Annotated in this window: 13 protein-coding genes; 7 read left to right on the top strand and 6 right to left on the bottom strand. The window is 71.8% G+C overall.

The window, feature by feature from the left end; translation table 11 throughout:
- The coding region (locus WBA97_RS21585; RefSeq protein ID WP_424232695.1) for a hypothetical protein at positions 1 to 642 on the top strand (642 nt) is incomplete at its 5' end.
- Positions 643 to 684: 42 nt separating this feature from the next.
- Here the strand turns inward: WBA97_RS21585 and WBA97_RS21580 are convergent.
- The 4 genes from WBA97_RS21580 to WBA97_RS21565 all read right to left on the bottom strand — a co-directional run bounded on the left by WBA97_RS21580 (position 685) and on the right by WBA97_RS21565 (position 6,390).
- Complete coding sequence (locus tag WBA97_RS21580) at positions 685 to 3,222, bottom strand: CHAT domain-containing protein (protein ID WP_424232694.1); 2,538 nt, start codon at positions 3,220 to 3,222, stop codon at positions 685 to 687.
- A 64-nt stretch (positions 3,223 to 3,286) separates the two neighbouring features.
- On the bottom strand, positions 3,287 to 3,769 hold the full coding sequence (locus tag WBA97_RS21575; protein WP_424232693.1) for a hypothetical protein: 483 nt from the start codon (positions 3,767 to 3,769) through the stop codon (positions 3,287 to 3,289).
- A gap of 93 nt (positions 3,770 to 3,862) precedes the next feature.
- On the bottom strand, positions 3,863 to 5,398 hold the full coding sequence (locus WBA97_RS21570; RefSeq protein WP_424232692.1) for a S8 family peptidase: 1,536 nt from the start codon (positions 5,396 to 5,398) through the stop codon (positions 3,863 to 3,865).
- Between the two features lie 140 nt (positions 5,399 to 5,538).
- A complete protein-coding gene (locus tag WBA97_RS21565; RefSeq protein WP_424232691.1) occupies positions 5,539 to 6,390 on the bottom strand; it encodes a diacylglycerol/lipid kinase family protein in 852 nt (283 codons plus the stop codon).
- A gap of 33 nt (positions 6,391 to 6,423) precedes the next feature.
- Between WBA97_RS21565 and WBA97_RS21560 the strand changes: the two genes are divergently transcribed.
- The 3 genes from WBA97_RS21560 to WBA97_RS21550 all read left to right on the top strand — a co-directional run bounded on the left by WBA97_RS21560 (position 6,424) and on the right by WBA97_RS21550 (position 8,566).
- Entirely contained in the window at positions 6,424 to 6,621 is a 198-nt protein-coding gene (locus WBA97_RS21560; RefSeq protein WP_424232696.1) for a hypothetical protein, read from the top strand.
- A 226-nt stretch (positions 6,622 to 6,847) separates the two neighbouring features.
- Positions 6,848 to 7,732 (top strand): glycoside hydrolase family 11 protein, encoded by an 885-nt coding sequence (locus tag WBA97_RS21555; protein ID WP_424232690.1) that lies wholly within the window; start codon positions 6,848 to 6,850, stop codon positions 7,730 to 7,732.
- Between the two features lie 282 nt (positions 7,733 to 8,014).
- Positions 8,015 to 8,566: a carboxymuconolactone decarboxylase family protein gene (locus tag WBA97_RS21550; protein WP_424232689.1), complete on the top strand. Its 552-nt coding sequence runs from the start codon at positions 8,015 to 8,017 to the stop codon at positions 8,564 to 8,566.
- Here the strand turns inward: WBA97_RS21550 and WBA97_RS21545 are convergent.
- Positions 8,548 to 10,146: a helix-turn-helix domain-containing protein gene (locus tag WBA97_RS21545; RefSeq protein ID WP_424232688.1), complete on the bottom strand. Its 1,599-nt coding sequence runs from the start codon at positions 10,144 to 10,146 to the stop codon at positions 8,548 to 8,550. The genes WBA97_RS21550 and WBA97_RS21545 overlap by 19 nt on opposite strands.
- 151 nt (positions 10,147 to 10,297) lie before the next feature.
- Here WBA97_RS21545 and WBA97_RS21540 point away from each other — a divergent pair, with 151 nt between their 5' ends.
- Complete coding sequence (locus WBA97_RS21540) at positions 10,298 to 10,780, top strand: nucleoside deaminase (RefSeq protein ID WP_424232687.1); 483 nt, start codon at positions 10,298 to 10,300, stop codon at positions 10,778 to 10,780.
- 66 nt (positions 10,781 to 10,846) lie between these two features.
- On the opposite strand, the gene WBA97_RS21535 is transcribed toward WBA97_RS21540, so the two are convergent.
- Positions 10,847 to 11,746 (bottom strand): peptidoglycan-binding protein, encoded by a 900-nt coding sequence (locus WBA97_RS21535; RefSeq protein ID WP_424232686.1) that lies wholly within the window; start codon positions 11,744 to 11,746, stop codon positions 10,847 to 10,849.
- Between the two features lie 117 nt (positions 11,747 to 11,863).
- On the opposite strand from WBA97_RS21535, the gene WBA97_RS21530 reads away from it, so the two are divergent.
- Positions 11,864 to 15,163, top strand: a complete 3,300-nt coding sequence (locus WBA97_RS21530) for a S8 family peptidase (RefSeq protein ID WP_424232685.1) — start codon at positions 11,864 to 11,866, stop codon at positions 15,161 to 15,163.
- 192 nt (positions 15,164 to 15,355) lie between these two features.
- Positions 15,356 to 16,732 (top strand): S8 family peptidase, encoded by a 1,377-nt coding sequence (locus WBA97_RS21525; protein WP_424232684.1) that lies wholly within the window; start codon positions 15,356 to 15,358, stop codon positions 16,730 to 16,732.
- Positions 16,733 to 16,820: the final 88 nt, after the last annotated feature.

Here is a 16,820-nt window from a genome sequence, read left to right as displayed (position 1 = left end):
CGCCTTGACCGCGTGCTCGTGGTCGCGATCCCGGCGGCCGCGGTCGTGCTCAGCCGCGCGGTGCTCACGTGGTTCGCCGCGCCGGCGCACCTGGTGCCGGTGCTCGGCGCGTGGCTGCTGTTCGGTGTCGTCCTGTGGTTGCTCGTGCGCCCGGCCGACCCGTTCGTGCTGGCGGCCGCGGTCGGCGGGCTCGCGCTGCTGCGCACGGTCCTGCTGCTGGCGGCACTCGCGCTGCGCGGACCGGGCCACTACTGGTTCGGCTTCTGGACCGACCCGGTGGCCAGGAGCGGGTACGTGACGGTCGCGTTCGCGGCGTTCCTCGGCGTGTTCGTGGTCGCCTACCACGCACTCCGCACCGGCATGGGCAGGCGGGCGGCCACCGGCCGGGTGCTGATCGCGGCAGGCACGCCACTGCTGGTGCTCGGAGGGCTGGTCGCCGTGATCGGGCTCGAACGCGCGCTGACGATGTGGAACGACCAGCTGGCGCTCCTGCCGTGGGGGCTGTCCAGGATCCTCGGCATCACCGTGTACCTGGAGATCCCGGCCGGGCTGCCCGTCGCCGTGTCGGCACTGGGTGCCGCGCTGGTGCTCGCGGGCTTGCTTGGAGGGCGCGCGAATAGGGTCGGTGGATGCTCGTCGTGATCGAGGCGCGGCGGGCGCCGCCATGCCCTATTCGCGCGCCCTCTATCCGCTTCCGAAGCACACCAGCGGTGTCAGGGGCTGGGTGACCGCGGCGTCGGCCAGCGCCCGCGCCGGGGCGACACCCCGGGACAGGCCGTCGTGGTAGGCGGTCATGACGCCCACCGCCGCGTGGTCGTCCATGCGTGCCACGCTCGACACGACGGTCCGCGTGCCGCTGTAGAGCAGGGCGGCGGTGAAGCCGAGGATCTCGTCGCCCGTCCGCACGACCACCTTGCCGACGTCGCAGGACGCGAGGATCACGTGCTCGGGTGCCGCGCCGAGCCGGTGGATGTCGTAGGCCATCAACGGCCCGTCGGCGAGGTCGAGCCGGGAGAACAGCACGCTGTCCTGTTCGTGGTGGCCGTGGGCGGCGAAGTGCGCCACACCGCAGCCGTCGAGGGCCTTCATCGTCGACTCGACGGTGGCGTCCGCGCCGGACAGTGTCTCGCTGTCCGGGTAGATGGCGGCCAGCTGCTCTACCTCGTCCGCGGCGTACTCCAGGTTCGGCCCTGCGACGAGGAGCGTGCCCGCGGCGGCCTGGCGCGGGACACGTCTGGCGGACAGCCAGACCGTCGCCGACGGGGACACCGTCACCGGGCGGCCACGCAGGTCCGGCAGCAGTCCCCACGGCACGCCGGACAGCGGTCCGGTCGGCACCACGACGAGGTCCTCGTCGCCGAGGTACGGGCGCATCGGGGTGATGAGGTGCTCGGTCAGGACCTCCAGCTGGCGCCGCGCCGAGGTGCGCACCGCGGTGTCGAGCGGGGCGGGCAGCGCCCGCCCGGACAGGACGTCCATGTCGCCGCGCAGCCGGGTGGTCGTCTCCCTGGCCGTCGCCAGGTCACCAAGCGCGACGATGCGGGCCGTGCGGCCGGTGACCAGGAACGCGTGGATCCGGGTGCCGACGGTGAAGTAGCTCGCCAGCGCGGCGCCCTCGGCGCGCAGCTCGGCTCGGACCTCCGCCAGCGAGGCCTGGGCGTGGTGTTCACCGGTGCCGCTGGTCCGCCAGCTGTGCGCGCGGATCTGCCGCTCCAGTTCCGCGCAGCGGCGCGCGGCCGCCGTGTCGCGGTGGCCCTCGAGTTCGCTCACCCGTGCCACGCGGGACCGCTGCCGCAGCTCGGCCAGTGCGTCCGCGGTGACGGGATCGTCGAGGGGGTGCACCGCCCGTGAGCGGAACGCCTGTGCCCGCGAGTGCTCCAGCCAGCGGAACACGGTGGCGGGCCTGCCATCCGCGAGTGCCGCGTCGAGTCCGGCCCGCGCGAGTTCGGCGCCGAGCCCGGCCACCCCGGTCTGCAGGTCGATGCTGCCGAACAGGCCGCGGTGCGCAGCGAGCCTGGCAAGTCCAGCCCGCGCGTGCCGGAAGGTGGCGGCGTGGTCGCCGCGCGCCCCCGCGATCCGGGCCAGGACGACCTGGCGCTGCAGCCGGGTATCCAAGGTGGAGCGTCGGCCCGGCTGGGCGCGGACCCACCGGTGCGCATCGTCGACCACGCCCCGGCGCAGCTGCGCGCGGGCGGCCAGCAGCTCGGCGGCCTCCGCATCGTTGTCCAGCCCCAGCTCACGGAGCCGGGCCGCGAGACCGGCGGCGGTGGTGGCGACCTTGACCGGCCCCCGGCCCCCGGCGAACTCGGCCCGCAGCCTCGTCAACGCGGCGACCGCCGCCCACGTCTCGTTGCGCCTGCGGCGGAAGCGGCGCTCCGCCTGGCCCGCCCACCACCTGGCGGCCTCGTGGTCACCGACCGCCAGCGCGATCTGCGCACGGGTCAGCTCGGCCTCGGCGTGTTCCTGGTTCATGCCGAGGCCGGCGAACCGGGGCAGGGCGGCGTCGAGCACACCCGCCGCGTCCGCGCCGAGACCCGCCGCGAGCATGGCGCGGGCCTTCTCAACGGCGAGCACGACCAGCATCCCGTCCGCGTCCGCCGCGTACCCCAGCTCCGCCTGGTCGAAGGCCCGCAGCGCGCCGGGGATGTCACCGGCGAGCAGCAGGCAGGATCCCCTGCCGTGGAACGACTTCGCCAGCTGGACGGCCATGCCGAGCTCGCGGCTGATCTCCTCGCTGCGGGCCAGGTCGGCGAGCGCGGGGCGCACCTGACCCGCGATCTGGTGGATGAACGCCCGGTTCAGCAGCGTGCGCGCCAGCGCGACCCGCTCGTCCGCGCGTTCCAGCAGCGGCACGGCGGCGTCGAAGCTGCGGACCGCGTCGTCGACGCGGCCGATCATGGTCAGCAGCAGACCCCGCTGGAGCAGCAGGACGCCCCGGTTGTCGTCGGTGATGAGCGTGTCCATGCTGTCGAGCAGCCCGAAGCCCCGGTCGCTGTTGCCTCGGGCGACCTCGGCGGCGGCGAGTGTGCCGAGGAGGCGGAACGTCAGCTCGCGGTGCGACCGCCACGCGCCGACGGCTCCCGGCCAGCCGAGCAGCCGCAGGCCTGCCCGCAGCGACCGGGCGGCGAGCAGCGGCCGCCCCCGGTTGAGCGCCTCGAGGCCGCGGCCGTGCAGCTCGCGTGCGCGAGCACCACGGGCCTCGTCGGCCACGACACCGGACATCAGGTCAGTATCGGTTCCACCCGGCCGCCGGAACAGTGGTTTATGGCGTTGATCCCGTCCTGATTCACACCTCGATCGTGGGCGTGATGACCCGGCGGGTGCTCGCGGCGTCGTGCACGACGAGCCGCACGGTGCCCGAGGGAACCGCGTCGAGCGAGAACCGGCCGGTGTCGTCGGACTCGGTCGACAGCGGCCCCGCCGCGCAGCGCGCCTCGACCCGCCTGCACGCGGCGGGCGTGAGCCACCCGTCGATCCTCGTGGTCCCGTCGGCGCCCTGTTCCAGCGTGATCATGATCGTCAGGCTGTCGCCCTGGAACGTGACGAGCCGGGTGAACTCGTCGGAGCGGGCGGCCACCAGCGACGACAGCTCGACGAGCCGCAGCAGCTCGGCGTCGACGTCGTCCAGTTCGATCGCGAACCGGACGCGGTCGACGAGGCCGGGTGGCATCGGGTCGGCGGTCTCCAACACCGTCCACAAGGCGGCCAGGAGCCCGGCGTCCTCGTCGGAAGCCGTCGCGTCCCGTGTCCCGGCGTCGTCCTGGCTCACGGCCGGTTCCCCGTCCTGCGGGCCATCAGCGGCCAGCGCACCATGGCGAGCAACAGTGCGTCGACCTCCTTCCGGATCGTGGTCTCCACCTGGTCAGCACTCCGTGCAATCGTCAACCGCGCGACGTGCGCGTTCCCGCATCGCCTCCTGGCTGACGAGTCCCATCCGGACCTGGCCGGGGTCGGCGTCGGCGTGGTCGACGAGCTTGTTGGCGAGGACCGCCGCGGCGTGCGGCCCGGCGAACGACGTGCCGTGCCACATCGCGAAGCCGCTCGTGAAGTCGTCCGGGTCCAGCGACTCGCGGTCGAGCTCGCGGATCGCGTTCGCGGGCCCCGTGCTGCCCCGCAGCTTCGGGAACGTGCTCACGACCGCCGCGCCCGTCGCCCACGCGTGCACCCACGGCGCCTGGTTGCTGAAGAACGCCTTGGTGCCGTTGGGGTTGAGCGCGCCGACGCTGAGTACCGGCTGCCCGCCGCCATCGGGCGGGGACAGGGCGAGCGCGGCCGGGAAGAACGGGCGCATCGTGGCGTCGTTGCCCGCGGCAGCCACGACCAGCACCCCGAGGTCGCTCAGCAGGCCGAGCAGCCGCGCGAACTCGGTCGTCTCCGCCTCGTCCTCGATGGTCTCGCAGTAGTACCCGATCGAGATCGACAGGATGTCGATCATGTCGGCGGGGTTGCCGCCGGGTGCCTGTGCGCCCCGGACCTGCTCGACGAGCCGCTCCAGGGCGGCCAGCACGTCGCTCTCGTAGGCGACGCCGTCTCCCGCCATCACCCTGGCGACCGCCACCTCGGCGTCGGGCGCGACCTGCCGGATGATGCCCGCGATGAACGTGCCGTGCCCGACGTGGCGGTCGAGCTCGCCGGTCAGCGGGTTCGCCGGGACGTCGGCGTCCCAGTAGTCCTCGATGACCCGCGCCCCGGTGCCCGCCTCACGGCTGCTCGCCGTGATGGCGTCCTGCACCTCCTTGAGGACGCGGATGAAGCCGCCAGGCGGCAGCCCCGACTCGCGGTCGGTCGTGCCGAACCACTCGTGCGCCGAGATGCCCGTGTCCAGCACCGCGATCACGGGCCTGCGGTCGAACCCGCCGTCCGCGTCGACGGGCCGCGCCCTCGGCGGGCGGACCGACATGCTGACCGGCACCGGACCGCCGCGCGCGGACCGCAGGTAGGAGTCCCCGCCGAACATGCCGTGCGAGTCCCACGGCGCCGGCCCGACGCCATGGGAGTCCCACGGCGCCGGGTCGAGGCCGAGGAACAGCAGGTGCTCCAGCTCGACCTGCTCGGCGGCCGACGCCTCCCGCAGGTACGACAGCGCGTGCCAGGCGTCGACGGTCGCGGGCTTGTCCGGGTCACGTGCCTCGAGCCGCACGACCGGCGGCTGGTACCCGCTCTCGGCCGCGTCGGCACGCGCGAGTCTCAGGTTGATGTCCGCGAGGTTCCGCTCGATGGCGTCCCGGTCCACGGAGTGCGGCACCCGCAGGACATCGGCGCGGTACGCCGTCCCGGAGGGTGCCGTGGCGGCACGCAGCGTGCGCGCATCGTGCCTGGCCAGCAGGTTCCCCGGGATACCGGGCACCTCGCTGCCAAGCCCTTCGTCGCGCACGTCGCGACGTATGTAGAAGTGCATGGAGACCTCCCCGTCTCTGAGCACACAGCATCGTCGACAAGGCAGTGCGGGCTGATCACCCGGAAATACACTTTGGACATAACAAATCGATAACGACGCCTTTGATTCGAACGTACGGGCGAGAGCCCAAACCGGTGGGATCAGCCGGGAACGACGACTCGTACGCCGCCGTCGAGCAGCGTGAAACGGGCTGGTTCGAGGGGACGGGGGTCACCATCCACGTTGAACTCGGTCCCGGGTGGCACGTCGACCTCGATCACCCGGCCCCGGTGGTGCGGGACGTCGTCCTGCTGCGTGAGCATGCCGCGGCGCATGTGGTAGCCGTGCCGCACGAGCGCGAACCTCGACCTGGCCGGCACGACCGCGACGTCGAGGTGGTCGTCGTCGTGCCGGGTGCCGCCGATGTTGGACCCGCCTCCGAACGCCCCGCTGACCGCCACGACGACCGACCAGGCGTCCCCGTCGAACACCTGGTCGCCGTCGACCAGGACGCGGCACGGCGTGTGCGGCGCGGTCAACCCGGCCCGGACCGCGCCGAACGCGTATGCCAGCGCCCCGAGCCTCTTCTTGTGCGGCTTGGCGAGCCTGCTCGCGACCGAGGAGAGCCCCGCCGCGGCGGCGTTGACGAACGGCTGCCCGCAGGCGAGCCCGATCTCCCGGTGCTCTGTCCGCGCGGCCGGATCGGTGGCGAGCCCGCACGCCTTCGCCAGCTCGGTGGGCAGGTTGAGCGCGTTCGCGAAGTCGTTGGCGGTCCCGGTGGGCAGCACCGCGAGCGGCACACCCGCCCCGGCCGCCGCGCGGGCCGCGACCCCGACGGACCCGTCCCCACCCGCCACGACGACCCGCTCGGTCCCGGCGGGCAGTGGCTCGTCGAGTTGGTCGAGACCCCTCGTTTCGGCCTCGGCACCGGCGTCGGTAATGAGCTCCAGAATCCGGTCGGCGTCGGTCCGGCCGGAGCCGGAGAGCCGGTTGGCCACGAGGACGATGCGCATCCGGGCATTCTGCCCGCAGGCGAGCCCCGGTGGTTGACGGCCGACCCCGCTCAGGTGGGCGCCGGGCGGCCGCACGTGCTGCTCCTCGACGAGCCGACCAACCACCTGTCGGCCACGCTCGTCGACGAGCTGACCGCCGCGCTCGGCGCCACCCCCGCCGCGGTCGTCGTCGCCACGCACGACCGGCAACTGCTGCGCGACACCGAGGACTGGCCACGGCTCGCGCTCTGATCCACGACGGGAATCCCGGGCCACCGAAATGTTTCGCATTTTGGTGGCCCGAAACATTTCCGAAAATTATTGACAGTTCGCCGAGCCGGTACTCATACTTTTTCAGCGACACCCTCCTCAACGAAGAGGAAGTACGCACATGAACGACATTTCCGCGCGCCCAAAAAGACGCAGACCAAGGCTGCTCATCGCCGGATCGTGCGCCTTGGCACTGATCTTCTCATTAGTGTCACCCGGCGTCGCGAACGCGATAACAACAAATCAAACCGGCAACCACAACGGCTACTTCTATTCATTCTGGACCGACAGCCAGGGCACCGTCTCGATGGATCTGGGTGCCGGCGGCAACTACACCACGTCCTGGCGCAACACCGGAAATTTCGTGGCAGGCAAGGGCTGGCAGACCGGCGGGCGCAGGAATGTCACCTACTCGGGCAGCTTCAACCCGTCCGGTAACGCCTATTTGACGCTGTACGGGTGGACGAGAAACCCGCTCGTCGAGTACTACATCGTCGACAACTGGGGCACCTACCGGCCCACCGGCACGTACAAGGGCACCGTGACCAGCGACGGCGGCACCTACGACATCTACCAGACGACGCGGTACAACGCCCCGTCCATCGACGGCACCCGCACATTCAACCAGTACTGGAGCGTTCGGCAGTCGAAGAAAACGGGCGGCACGATAACGTCGGGCAACCACTTCGACGCGTGGGCGCGCAATGGCATGAACCTGGGCAGCCACGACTACATGATCATGGCCACCGAGGGATACCAGAGCAGCGGCAACTCCAACATCACCATCGGCGGCTCCGGTGGCGGGGGCGGCGGGGGCGGTGGCGGTGGCGGCTGCACCGCGACGCTGTCCGCAGGCGACCAGTGGACCGACCGCTACAACCTCAACGTCGCGGTGTCCGGCTCCAGCGCCTGGACCGTGACGATGAACGTCCCATCCCCCGCCTCGATCATCGCGACCTGGAACGTCAACGCATCCTGGCCGAGCGCTCAGCAGATGGTCGCCACCCCTAACGGCAACGGCAACAACTGGGGCGTCACCATCCAGCACAACGGGAACCGGAACTGGCCCACGGTGTCCTGCAGCACAGGGTAGGCCGAACGCTGCGGCCGCGTCGCCAAACCGGCGCGGCCGTAGCATCGCTGGATCCCGTGCTGAGTTCCGCTGATCAGCGCTGTCGTGAATCCCTTGCCGTGGCTAGTGCCCCGTCAAGGTGAAGGGGGTCGTTTGTCCGTGGATCCAGGTGGTCGCTGGCAAGGCGCGGGAAAGCCGCTCGTACCGGGTTGTACTTGGGCTTTCCCGCAACGCGGCCAGCGGCCGCCTGGGCCGCGGAGAAACGTGCCCTCTTCGCCTTGACGGGGCACTAGGTTCGACGGCATGGCACATATCGATCTCGGCGTAGACGAGGCCCGGTTCCCCGGCATCACGGGGCCGATGATGTTCCGCCCGGAGACCGGGCATCCGTTGAACGAGCTGGCGGAGGTCCTGCTGCGCAGACAACCGCATCCGCTGACACCGGGCGAACGGGAGCTGATCGCGGCATACGTGTCGGGGCTCAACGAGTGCGACTTCTGCTGCTCGTCGCACTCCGCGTTCGCGGCCGCGCAGCTCCCGACCGGGATGGACCTGGTGGACCAGGTGCGCGCGAACCTCGACGAGGCCCCGATCACGCCGAAACTGCGTGCGCTGCTGCGGATCGCGGCCGCTGTGCAGGAGTCGGGCCGCAAGGTCACCCCGGACCTGGTGGCCGCTGCCCGCGGCGAGGGTGCCGGTGATCTCGAGATCCACGACACCGTGCTGATCGCGGCGGCGTTCTGCATGTTCAACCGCTACGTCGACGGCCTCGCCACGTTCGCGCCGGACGACCGGGACGCCTACGCCGGCATGGCGCAACGCATCGTCGAGCACGGCTACGGAGTTCCCGAGTAGCCGGGGGGCCGGTTCCGGTCACGCTCGATCTGGTCCAGCGCCAGGTAGAGGTCGACGCGGTCGGGGAAGGACGACAGGTCCCGGCCGGTCAGCTCGGCGACGCGGCCGATCCGGTACCGCAGGGTGTTCACGTGGACGTGCAGGTCGGCCGCGGCCTGGGACCATGAGCCGGAGTGGCGCAGGAAGACGTGGAGGGTGCGCACCAGGTCGGAGCGGTGCGCGGCGTCGTAGTCCAGCACCGGGCCGAGCACGCGGGAACGGAAGGACTGCCGCAGTTCCTCGGGTACCGCGGCGAGCAGCAGCAGGTGCGAGGCCACGTCGTCACCGGCGACGACGGTCGCGCGGCCCGCCGACAGCTCGGCGAGCTTGCGTGCGTGGCGGGCTTCGTGCAGGCCGGACCGCAGCGCGGCCGCGTCGAAGACGCGACTCGCGCCGACCGACAGCCGGGCCGAGCCGAGTGCGGGCGCCACGGTACGCACGACGTCCCGGACGTCGGCGACCAGCGCGGTGACGGCACCGAGCCCGGCGTCCCGCGAGATCCGGGCGACGCCGACCGTCTCGCCGTCGACCTCCGCGACGGTCGCACGATCACCAAGCGGGGCAAGGAGTTCGGTCAGCAGCACCACCGCGAGACCTGGACTGCCGCCCTGCACGCTCGCCGACAGCGCGCACACCGGGTCGGCCGGGGCGAGGCCCAGTTCGGACAGCCGGGCGGCGACCCCGGCGGCGGTCGTGTGTTCCGCCATCGCCAGTCGCAGCACCGGCTCTGCGGCACGGGCGGCGCTCCGCCGCTCCTCGTCGAGGCGGGCGCGTTCGTGGCCGACGAGGGTGGCGAGCTCGGCGGCCAGTTCGCGGCGGAGCGAGTCCCAGTCCTCGTGGTCCCCGGCGACGGTGAGGAACCAGCTGACCATGCGGTGCCCGGCCCGTGCGGCCGAGGACAGCAACGTCACCGGCCCATGCGTGGTCGGGACGACCTTCGGCAGCCGGTCCGCCTTGAGGAACTCGGCCGCCAGGCGCGTCCGTTCCGGTTCGTCGCCGCCCGCGACCACGCGTCCGGTGGCGGCGAGCACCCGGCAGTCCGTGCCCAGCTCCCTGGCGCCCGCCGCGATGAGGGACGCGACACCGCCGCCCTCCGCGACGGCCGTCACGAGCCTGCGGTAGCGGTCGAGGAACTGCCCGGCGCCGGGCGTGCGTTCGGCGCGTTCGGCCGCCAGCCAGAGGACCGCCTGCTCACTGATGGTCGCGAACGACACGTCGACCGGGACCTCGAGCAACGGCACGCCATGCCGTGTGCAGGCGTCGACGACGTGCTGGGGTACCGGCCCGCCGCCGCGTTCGGCGGTGCCCGCGCAGAGGGCCGCCACGTCCGCCTCGGCGAGGGCCGCGACGAACGCCTCGGAGTCGGCCGGGGTCGGCCACCACTCCATGCCGCTCAGCACCAGCTCACCGCCGGTCAGGTACCGCCGGGGGTCCCGGAGCGTGGCGGTGAAGACCCGTTCGAAGGTCCGGTCCAGCTCGTCCTCACCGACGAGCACGGTGAACCCGAGCTGTTCCGCCGCCAGCAGTGCTCTCAGTCGCATGGGTGTCCCTTCCGACTTTGTAGGAAAGCACAAAACGGGGCGGCCGTGGCCTTGGTCTTTCGGTGGTTCCGCCGCTGTCGGGCGACCGGACGCGGGCGGTGTACTTGCTCACGAGGCCGCGTCGGCCTCGGCAACCCGAGGAGAAGACCCCGTGCTCGTGCACACCGACACCGAAGCCGCGTGGCTGGCCGAGACCATCCGTCTCGCCACCGAGAACGTCGCGGAGGGGGGCGGGCCGTTCGGTGCGCTGATCGCCCTCGGCACCGAGATAGTCGCGACCGGGATCAACCGGGTCACCACCACGCTGGACCCGACCGCGCACGCCGAGGTCACCGCGATCCGCGCGGCGTGCCGGGAGCTGGGCACGTTCGCCCTCGACGGGTGTGTCCTGGTGTCGTCGTGCGAGCCGTGCCCGATGTGTCTCAGCTCGGCGTTGTGGGCGCGGGTGGACCGCGTCGTGTACGCGAGCGACCGCGACGACGCCGCCAGGGCCGGTTTCGACGACCGCGCCTTCTACGAGCTCTTCGACAAGCCGAGAGAGAGCTGGCACGTACCCGTGACCCAGCTGGCCACAGCGGACGGGTTCGCCCCGTTCACGGCGTGGCTGGAGAACACCACCCGCGTCGAGTACTGATCGACACCGGTCACGAAACGACGGGCCCGCCACCCATCATGGTGGCGGGCCCGTCGTCGATGGTGGTCAGGCGCGCTTGTACTTCTCCCACCAGGTGAGCGCCACGCGGTAGGCCTCCGGGGTGTTGTCCGCTGCGTTGTTGGCCAGGCCGTTCCGGCCGAAGTAGTAGTCGTTGACCTGGTCGCGGGCGGTCCTGGACATGTCCGGGTCGGAGATGCCGTTGGCGTGGATGTGGTAGTCGAAGCCGTCGCTGGGGGTGCGCAGCCAGGCCGCGAACCCGACGGTGCGCAGCGCGCGGACGGTCTGCCACCGCTGGGTGGTGCTCAGGCTGCTCACGCTGATGTCGACCACGCCGCCGCCGTCGTGGGTGCCCGCGGAGTCGGGGTTGCTCGACGTGTACGAACCCTGCGTCAGGGTGATGCTCCAGGAGAGCATGCCGTCCGCCGCCCGCAGCATGTCGGCGGTCCTGGTGTTGACCCGCTTGCCACCGTAAGAGTCGGTGCGCGAGCCCGCGGCCACCGGCCTGCTCACGTCGTACCGGCCGGAACCCAGCTGGGTCAGCGAGGTGCGGCCGGGGACACCGTTCGCGTCGATGCCCGTGAAGCCAAGGCTGCGCTGCCACGCCGCGTACGCGGTCAGCGTCGATGTCCCGTAGTGCCCGTCGACCTGGGCCGAGGCGAGCAGGCCCTTGGCCTGCAGCGCCTGCTCGACGACGAGCACGTGCGACGCGGCGCCGGGTGTCGTGCCGGTGCCGGACTTCGGTGGGTCGACCTGGCAGGCGAGCAGCACCTGCTCCATGTCGACGGTGGCGAGGGCCGCGACCGCCGCGGCGGTCTGGGTGCCTGCCAGCGCGGGCACGGCCAGCGCCGCTCCGGCCGCCACTCCTCGGGAGAGCAGTTGGCGCCTCGTGTAGGTCGCCCGTGACTGGTTCATCAGCACGCTCCGTTCGTCCAGTTGCGCGGGCATGGTGACAAGCCCGGGTACAAGAGACGTACAAAGTGTCCTGCAAGGAGAGCATTCGGCGGCTTGACTCGGCGGACCCGACCGGTTTGTTTGAAAGACACGAACAAGCTGGGAGGCACCATGCCGGTCGGGGCGAAGCTGTCGGGGGTCCTGTTGGCCGCGGTGGTCGCGGTGGGATGGTCGCCGGTACCGGCGACGACCGAACCGGCACCGGCGGCGGCAAGCTCGTTCCTCGGCGCGGTCACACTGGTCACCGGCGACCACGTGACCGTGCGGCGGGTCGGCGCGCAGCTCGTGCCGCAGGTGGCGCCCGCCGCGGGGCGCGAGCACGTGCACTTCGCCACCACGCAGGTGGACGACTCGCTGCTGGTGGTGCCAGCCGACGCGTGGACCGCGGTGCGCACCGGGCAGGTCGACGAGCGGCTCTTCGACGTGGCCGCGTTGCTGCGGGACGGTTACGGCGACGCGGGGCGCGCGGACATCCCGTTGATCGTGCAGGGCGGATCCGTCGGCGCGGACGCGACCGTCACGGCCACCCTGTCCACTGTGGACTCGTTGGCGGTCCGGCAGCCGAAGGAGAGCGCGGCCGACTTCTGGTCCACGCGCCGGGGCGAGGGCCGGCTCTGGCTCGACGGGCTGCGACACCCCAGCCTGGACGTGAGCGTGCCGCAGATCCACGCCCCGCAGGCGTGGGACGCGGGCTACACCGGCGCGGGTGTGCCGGTCGCGGTGCTGGACACCGGGATCGACGACACCCACCCGGACCTGCGCAGGCAGATCAAGGCCACGAAGAACTTCACGGCCGAGTCCGGCGTCCGGGACAGGGACGGGCACGGCACGCACGTTGCGTCCACCATCGCGGGCACCGGCGCAGCGTCCGGCGGCCGCTACCAGGGGGTCGCGCCGGGCGCGAAACTACTGGTGGGCAAGGTGTGCGGCGGCTATGGCTGTCCGGAGTCGGCGATCCTGGCCGGGATGGAATGGGCCGCGGCCAAGGGCGCGAAGGTCGTCAACCTCAGCCTGGGCGGCCAGGACACCGCGGGCGACGACCCGCTCGAACTGGCGGTGGCACGGCTGACCGCGGAGCACGGCACCCTGTTCGTGGTCGCGGCGGGCAACGACGGCGGCTACGGCGCGGAAACGGTGTCCTCCCCCGCCAGCGCCGACGCCGCGCTCGCCGTGGGCGCGGTCGACGACCAGGACGCGCTCGCCGGGTTCTCCGGCCGGGGGCCGAGGGTCCACGACGCCGCGCTGAAGCCGGAGATCACCGGGCCGGGGGTGGAGATCACCGCGGCACGGTCCCGGTTCTCCACGCGCGGCAAGCGTGGTGACCGGTACGTCGCGCTGAGCGGCACGTCGATGGCGACCCCGCACGTGAGCGGGTCGGCCGCGATCCTGGCGCAGCGGCACCCGGACTGGACCGGTCCCCGGCTCAAGGCCGCGTTGATCGGGTCGGCCGAGCCGGTGGCGGACGCGGGTGTCTACGAGCAGGGCGCTGGCCGGGTGGACGCGGGCCGCGCCGTCGGCCAGGACGTGGTCGCCGAGCCCGCGACCGTGTCGGCAGGCCGGATGGCGTGGCCGCACGAGGACGACGAGACCGTGACCAGGACCGTCACCTACCACAACAACGGCGCCACACCCCGCACGCTGCGCCTCGCTCTTCCGGTCAGCGGTCCCGGCGGCGAACCGGTGCCCGACGGCATGTTCCGGCTCTCCGCGCGGACCGTCACCGTGCCGGCCAACGGCGAGGCCGGCGTGGAGATCACGGTGAACACGGCGGTGCCGGCGGCGGAGGGCGCGTTCGGGGCACGTGTCGAGGCCACCGACGACACCGGTGTCCGGGTCGTCACCCCGGTCGCGGTGGACCGCGAACCGGAGAGCTACGACCTGACGCTGCGCACGCTCGACGCCAAGGGCGCACCGACCGACGACCACTACTCGTTCGTGTTCGGTCTCGACCAGGCGCGGTTCCGCCCGGTGCCGGGGATCGGCGGCGCGGGAACGCTGCGGGTCCGCGCAGGCCGCTACCACGTCGACGCCGCGATCGGCACGCCGCGACCGGGCGGCACGCTGTTCGACTCGGCCAAGGTGGTCCACCCGACGGTCGACGTGCGCGCCGACACGACGGTGGTGCTCGACGCCCGCGCGGCGCGTCCGGTGCGGGTCACGTTCGACAGGGCGAACGTGGTGCCGAAGGCGGTGGCCGTGGCCTACACCAGGTTCACCGAGGACAACTCCCTGAACACCGGCGTGCTCGGCGACACGTTCGACCGGATCGGCATCGGGCAGGTCGGGGACCCGGTACCGGAGGAGGAGATGACCACGAGTCTCGGCGGGGTGTGGGCCGTGCCGGACGCGCAGGGCGACGTGCTGCGGAGCACCGTGACCTACAACCTGTCCTGGTTCGGCTACGGCGCCGTGCCAACCGGGTTCACCCGGCACGTCGTGGACGGCGACCTGGCAACGGTGCACGCCACGTACCGGGCGCAGGCGGATCGCAAGCGCGGCACCAAGGTGTGGGTCGCGCAGGAACCGAGGGCCGGGGTGGCGGGCGGCTTCGGGTTCGGTTTCCGGCTGCCGCTGGAGCGCACCGAGTTCCACAACCTCGACGACGGCGCGCGGTGGTCGGGCGAGCTACAGCAGTGGTCGATGGTCAAGAAGCAGGTGCACACCGAGACCGTGCTGACCGGCGGCCCGGTCGACCACCAGCCCGGCGTGCCCGCCGAGGAGGAATGGAACACGGCGGTGTTCGGCCCCGGTTTCACCGCCGACGGCGAGTTCGCGAGCCGGTTCGGCGACGTACTCGCGTTCACCGTGCCGCTGTACAGCGACGCGGGCCTCGACCGCGCCGGTATGTCCGAAGTGGACTCCGGGTCCACGGTGCTGTACCGGGACGGCGTCAAGGTCGGCGAGACCGCACAGCCGGGCGTCGGCCAGTTCGAGGTGCCCGCGCAGCCGTCCGCCTACCGGCTCGAAGTGGAGTCCTCGCGCAGCGATGTCTCGGAGTTCTCCACGCGGATCTCCTGCGTGTGGACCTTCACCTCGGCCCGCCCACCCGACCCCGGCCAGAAGGGAAAGGGCAAGGGCGGCACCGGCCTGCCGCTGCAGGCCGTCCGCTTCGCCCCGCCGGACCTGGACCGCCACAACGCGGCGCGCGGCGCGTCGGTCCGGATCCCGGTCACCGTGCAGCAGCCGTACAACGCGCCGGAGGCCACTCTCACCGAACTGTCGGTCGAGGCGTCTTTCGACGACGGTCGCACGTGGCGGCCGTTGACGGTGGCCACGGACCGGCCGGACGGCGGCACGGTGGAGATCACGCACCCGCGTGGCGGGCGGTACGTCTCGCTGCGGGCGCACGCGACGGACTCGGAGGGCAGCACGGTCACGCAGACCGTCACCCGCGCGTACCGGTACCGGTGACAGATACCCGTTATCGATTCGGGTTGGTCCTGGATTAGGCCACGCGGATGGTTTTGTGGGTCCTTCAGCCCTTCCCGTTCCCAGATCGTTGAGGTTCGTCCGATTCGTGGGATTGGATGTGAGCAGATCACCGCACAGTGGCTCACCCGAGGGCGGAGGGCCACGTGCGCCCTGCATCCAGGAGGTCCGGGCATGAGACGTCCGAGAAGCGCCAAGATAGTCAAGGCCGGGTTGGTGGCGGCCGCGGTCGTCGCGGCGGGCATGAGCTTGCCCACCGCGGCGAGCGCCGCCGATGGCAAGATCCTCGGCACCTACGCCGAGAACACCATCAAGGACAGCTACATCGTCGTGCTCAAGGAAGCCGGCACCTCGGCGGCGAGCGTCGCCGGCGCGCACAACGCGAAGGTCACCCACACCTACGGGGCCGCGCTGCACGGCTACGCCGCGACGATGAGCGAGGCCGACGCCAAGCGCACCGCCGGGGACCCGGCCGTCGCCTACGTCGAGCAGAACCGCGTCATCACCGCGCTGGAGACGCAGCCGAACCCGCCGTCGTGGGGCCTTGACCGGGTCGACCAGCGGACGCTGCCGCTCGACAGCGGCTACACCTACCCGAACTCCGGGACCGGCGTCACCGCGTACATCATCGACACCGGCATCCGCACCACCCACAGCGACTTCGGCGGCCAGGCCACGTGGGGCACGAACACCGTCGACTCCAACAACACCGACTGCAACGGCCACGGCACGCACGTCGCGGGCACGGTCGGCGGCACAGCACACGGCATCGCCAAGGACGTCGACCTGGTCGCCGTGAAGGTGCTGAACTGCCAGGGCTCCGGCACGCTCGCCGGTGTCGCGCAGGGCATCGACTGGGTGACCGCGAACGCGGCGAAGCCGGCCGTGGCGAACATGAGCCTCGGCGCCACCGGCACGAACGCCTCGCTGGAGAACGCGGTCCGCAACTCCATCAGCTCCGGCGTCACCTACGCGATCGCGTCGGGCAACTCGAGCGCGGACGCGTGCAACTTCACCCCGGCCCGCACGCCGGAGGCGATCACGGTCAACTCGACCGACCGCACCGACGCCCGGTCGTCGTTCTCGAACTTCGGTTCCTGCTCGGACATCTTCGCGCCGGGCCGCGACATCACCTCGGCGTGGAACACCAACGACACCGCGACCAACACGATCAGCGGCACGTCGATGGCGACCCCGCACGTGGCCGGTGCCGCCGCCGTGTATCTGGGCTCGCACCCGGACGCCACCCCGGCCGCGGTGCAGACCGCGCTGAAGGACTTCGCCAGCATCGGCAAGGTGACCGACGCCGGTGCCGGCTCGCCGAACAACCTGCTGTACGTCGGTGAAGGCGCCGACCCGGACCCGGGCGACCCCGGCGACCCCGGCGAGCCGCCCGCCTGTGACGGCACGACCGCGTGGAGCGCGACATCGTTCTACTTCTTCGGCTCCGAGGTGAGCCACAACGGTCACCTGTGGATCCTGGCCGCGTTCTTCTCCTTCGGGCAAGCACCCGGCACCACGACGTCCTGGCTCGACCTGGGCGCGTGCTGACCTGACCGGTCGACTGTGGCGGGTGCCCCTCCGGCCCCCGCCACAGTCGTGTCTGTGCGCCGATCGCCTGACTGACGGGGGCAGGCGA

The sequence above is a fragment of the Actinophytocola sp. genome (genome assembly GCF_049647105.1).
In the GTDB taxonomy this organism is placed as follows: Bacteria; Actinomycetota; Actinomycetes; order Mycobacteriales; family Pseudonocardiaceae; genus Actinophytocola.
This window is presented reverse-complemented; position numbering and strand designations above follow the sequence as displayed.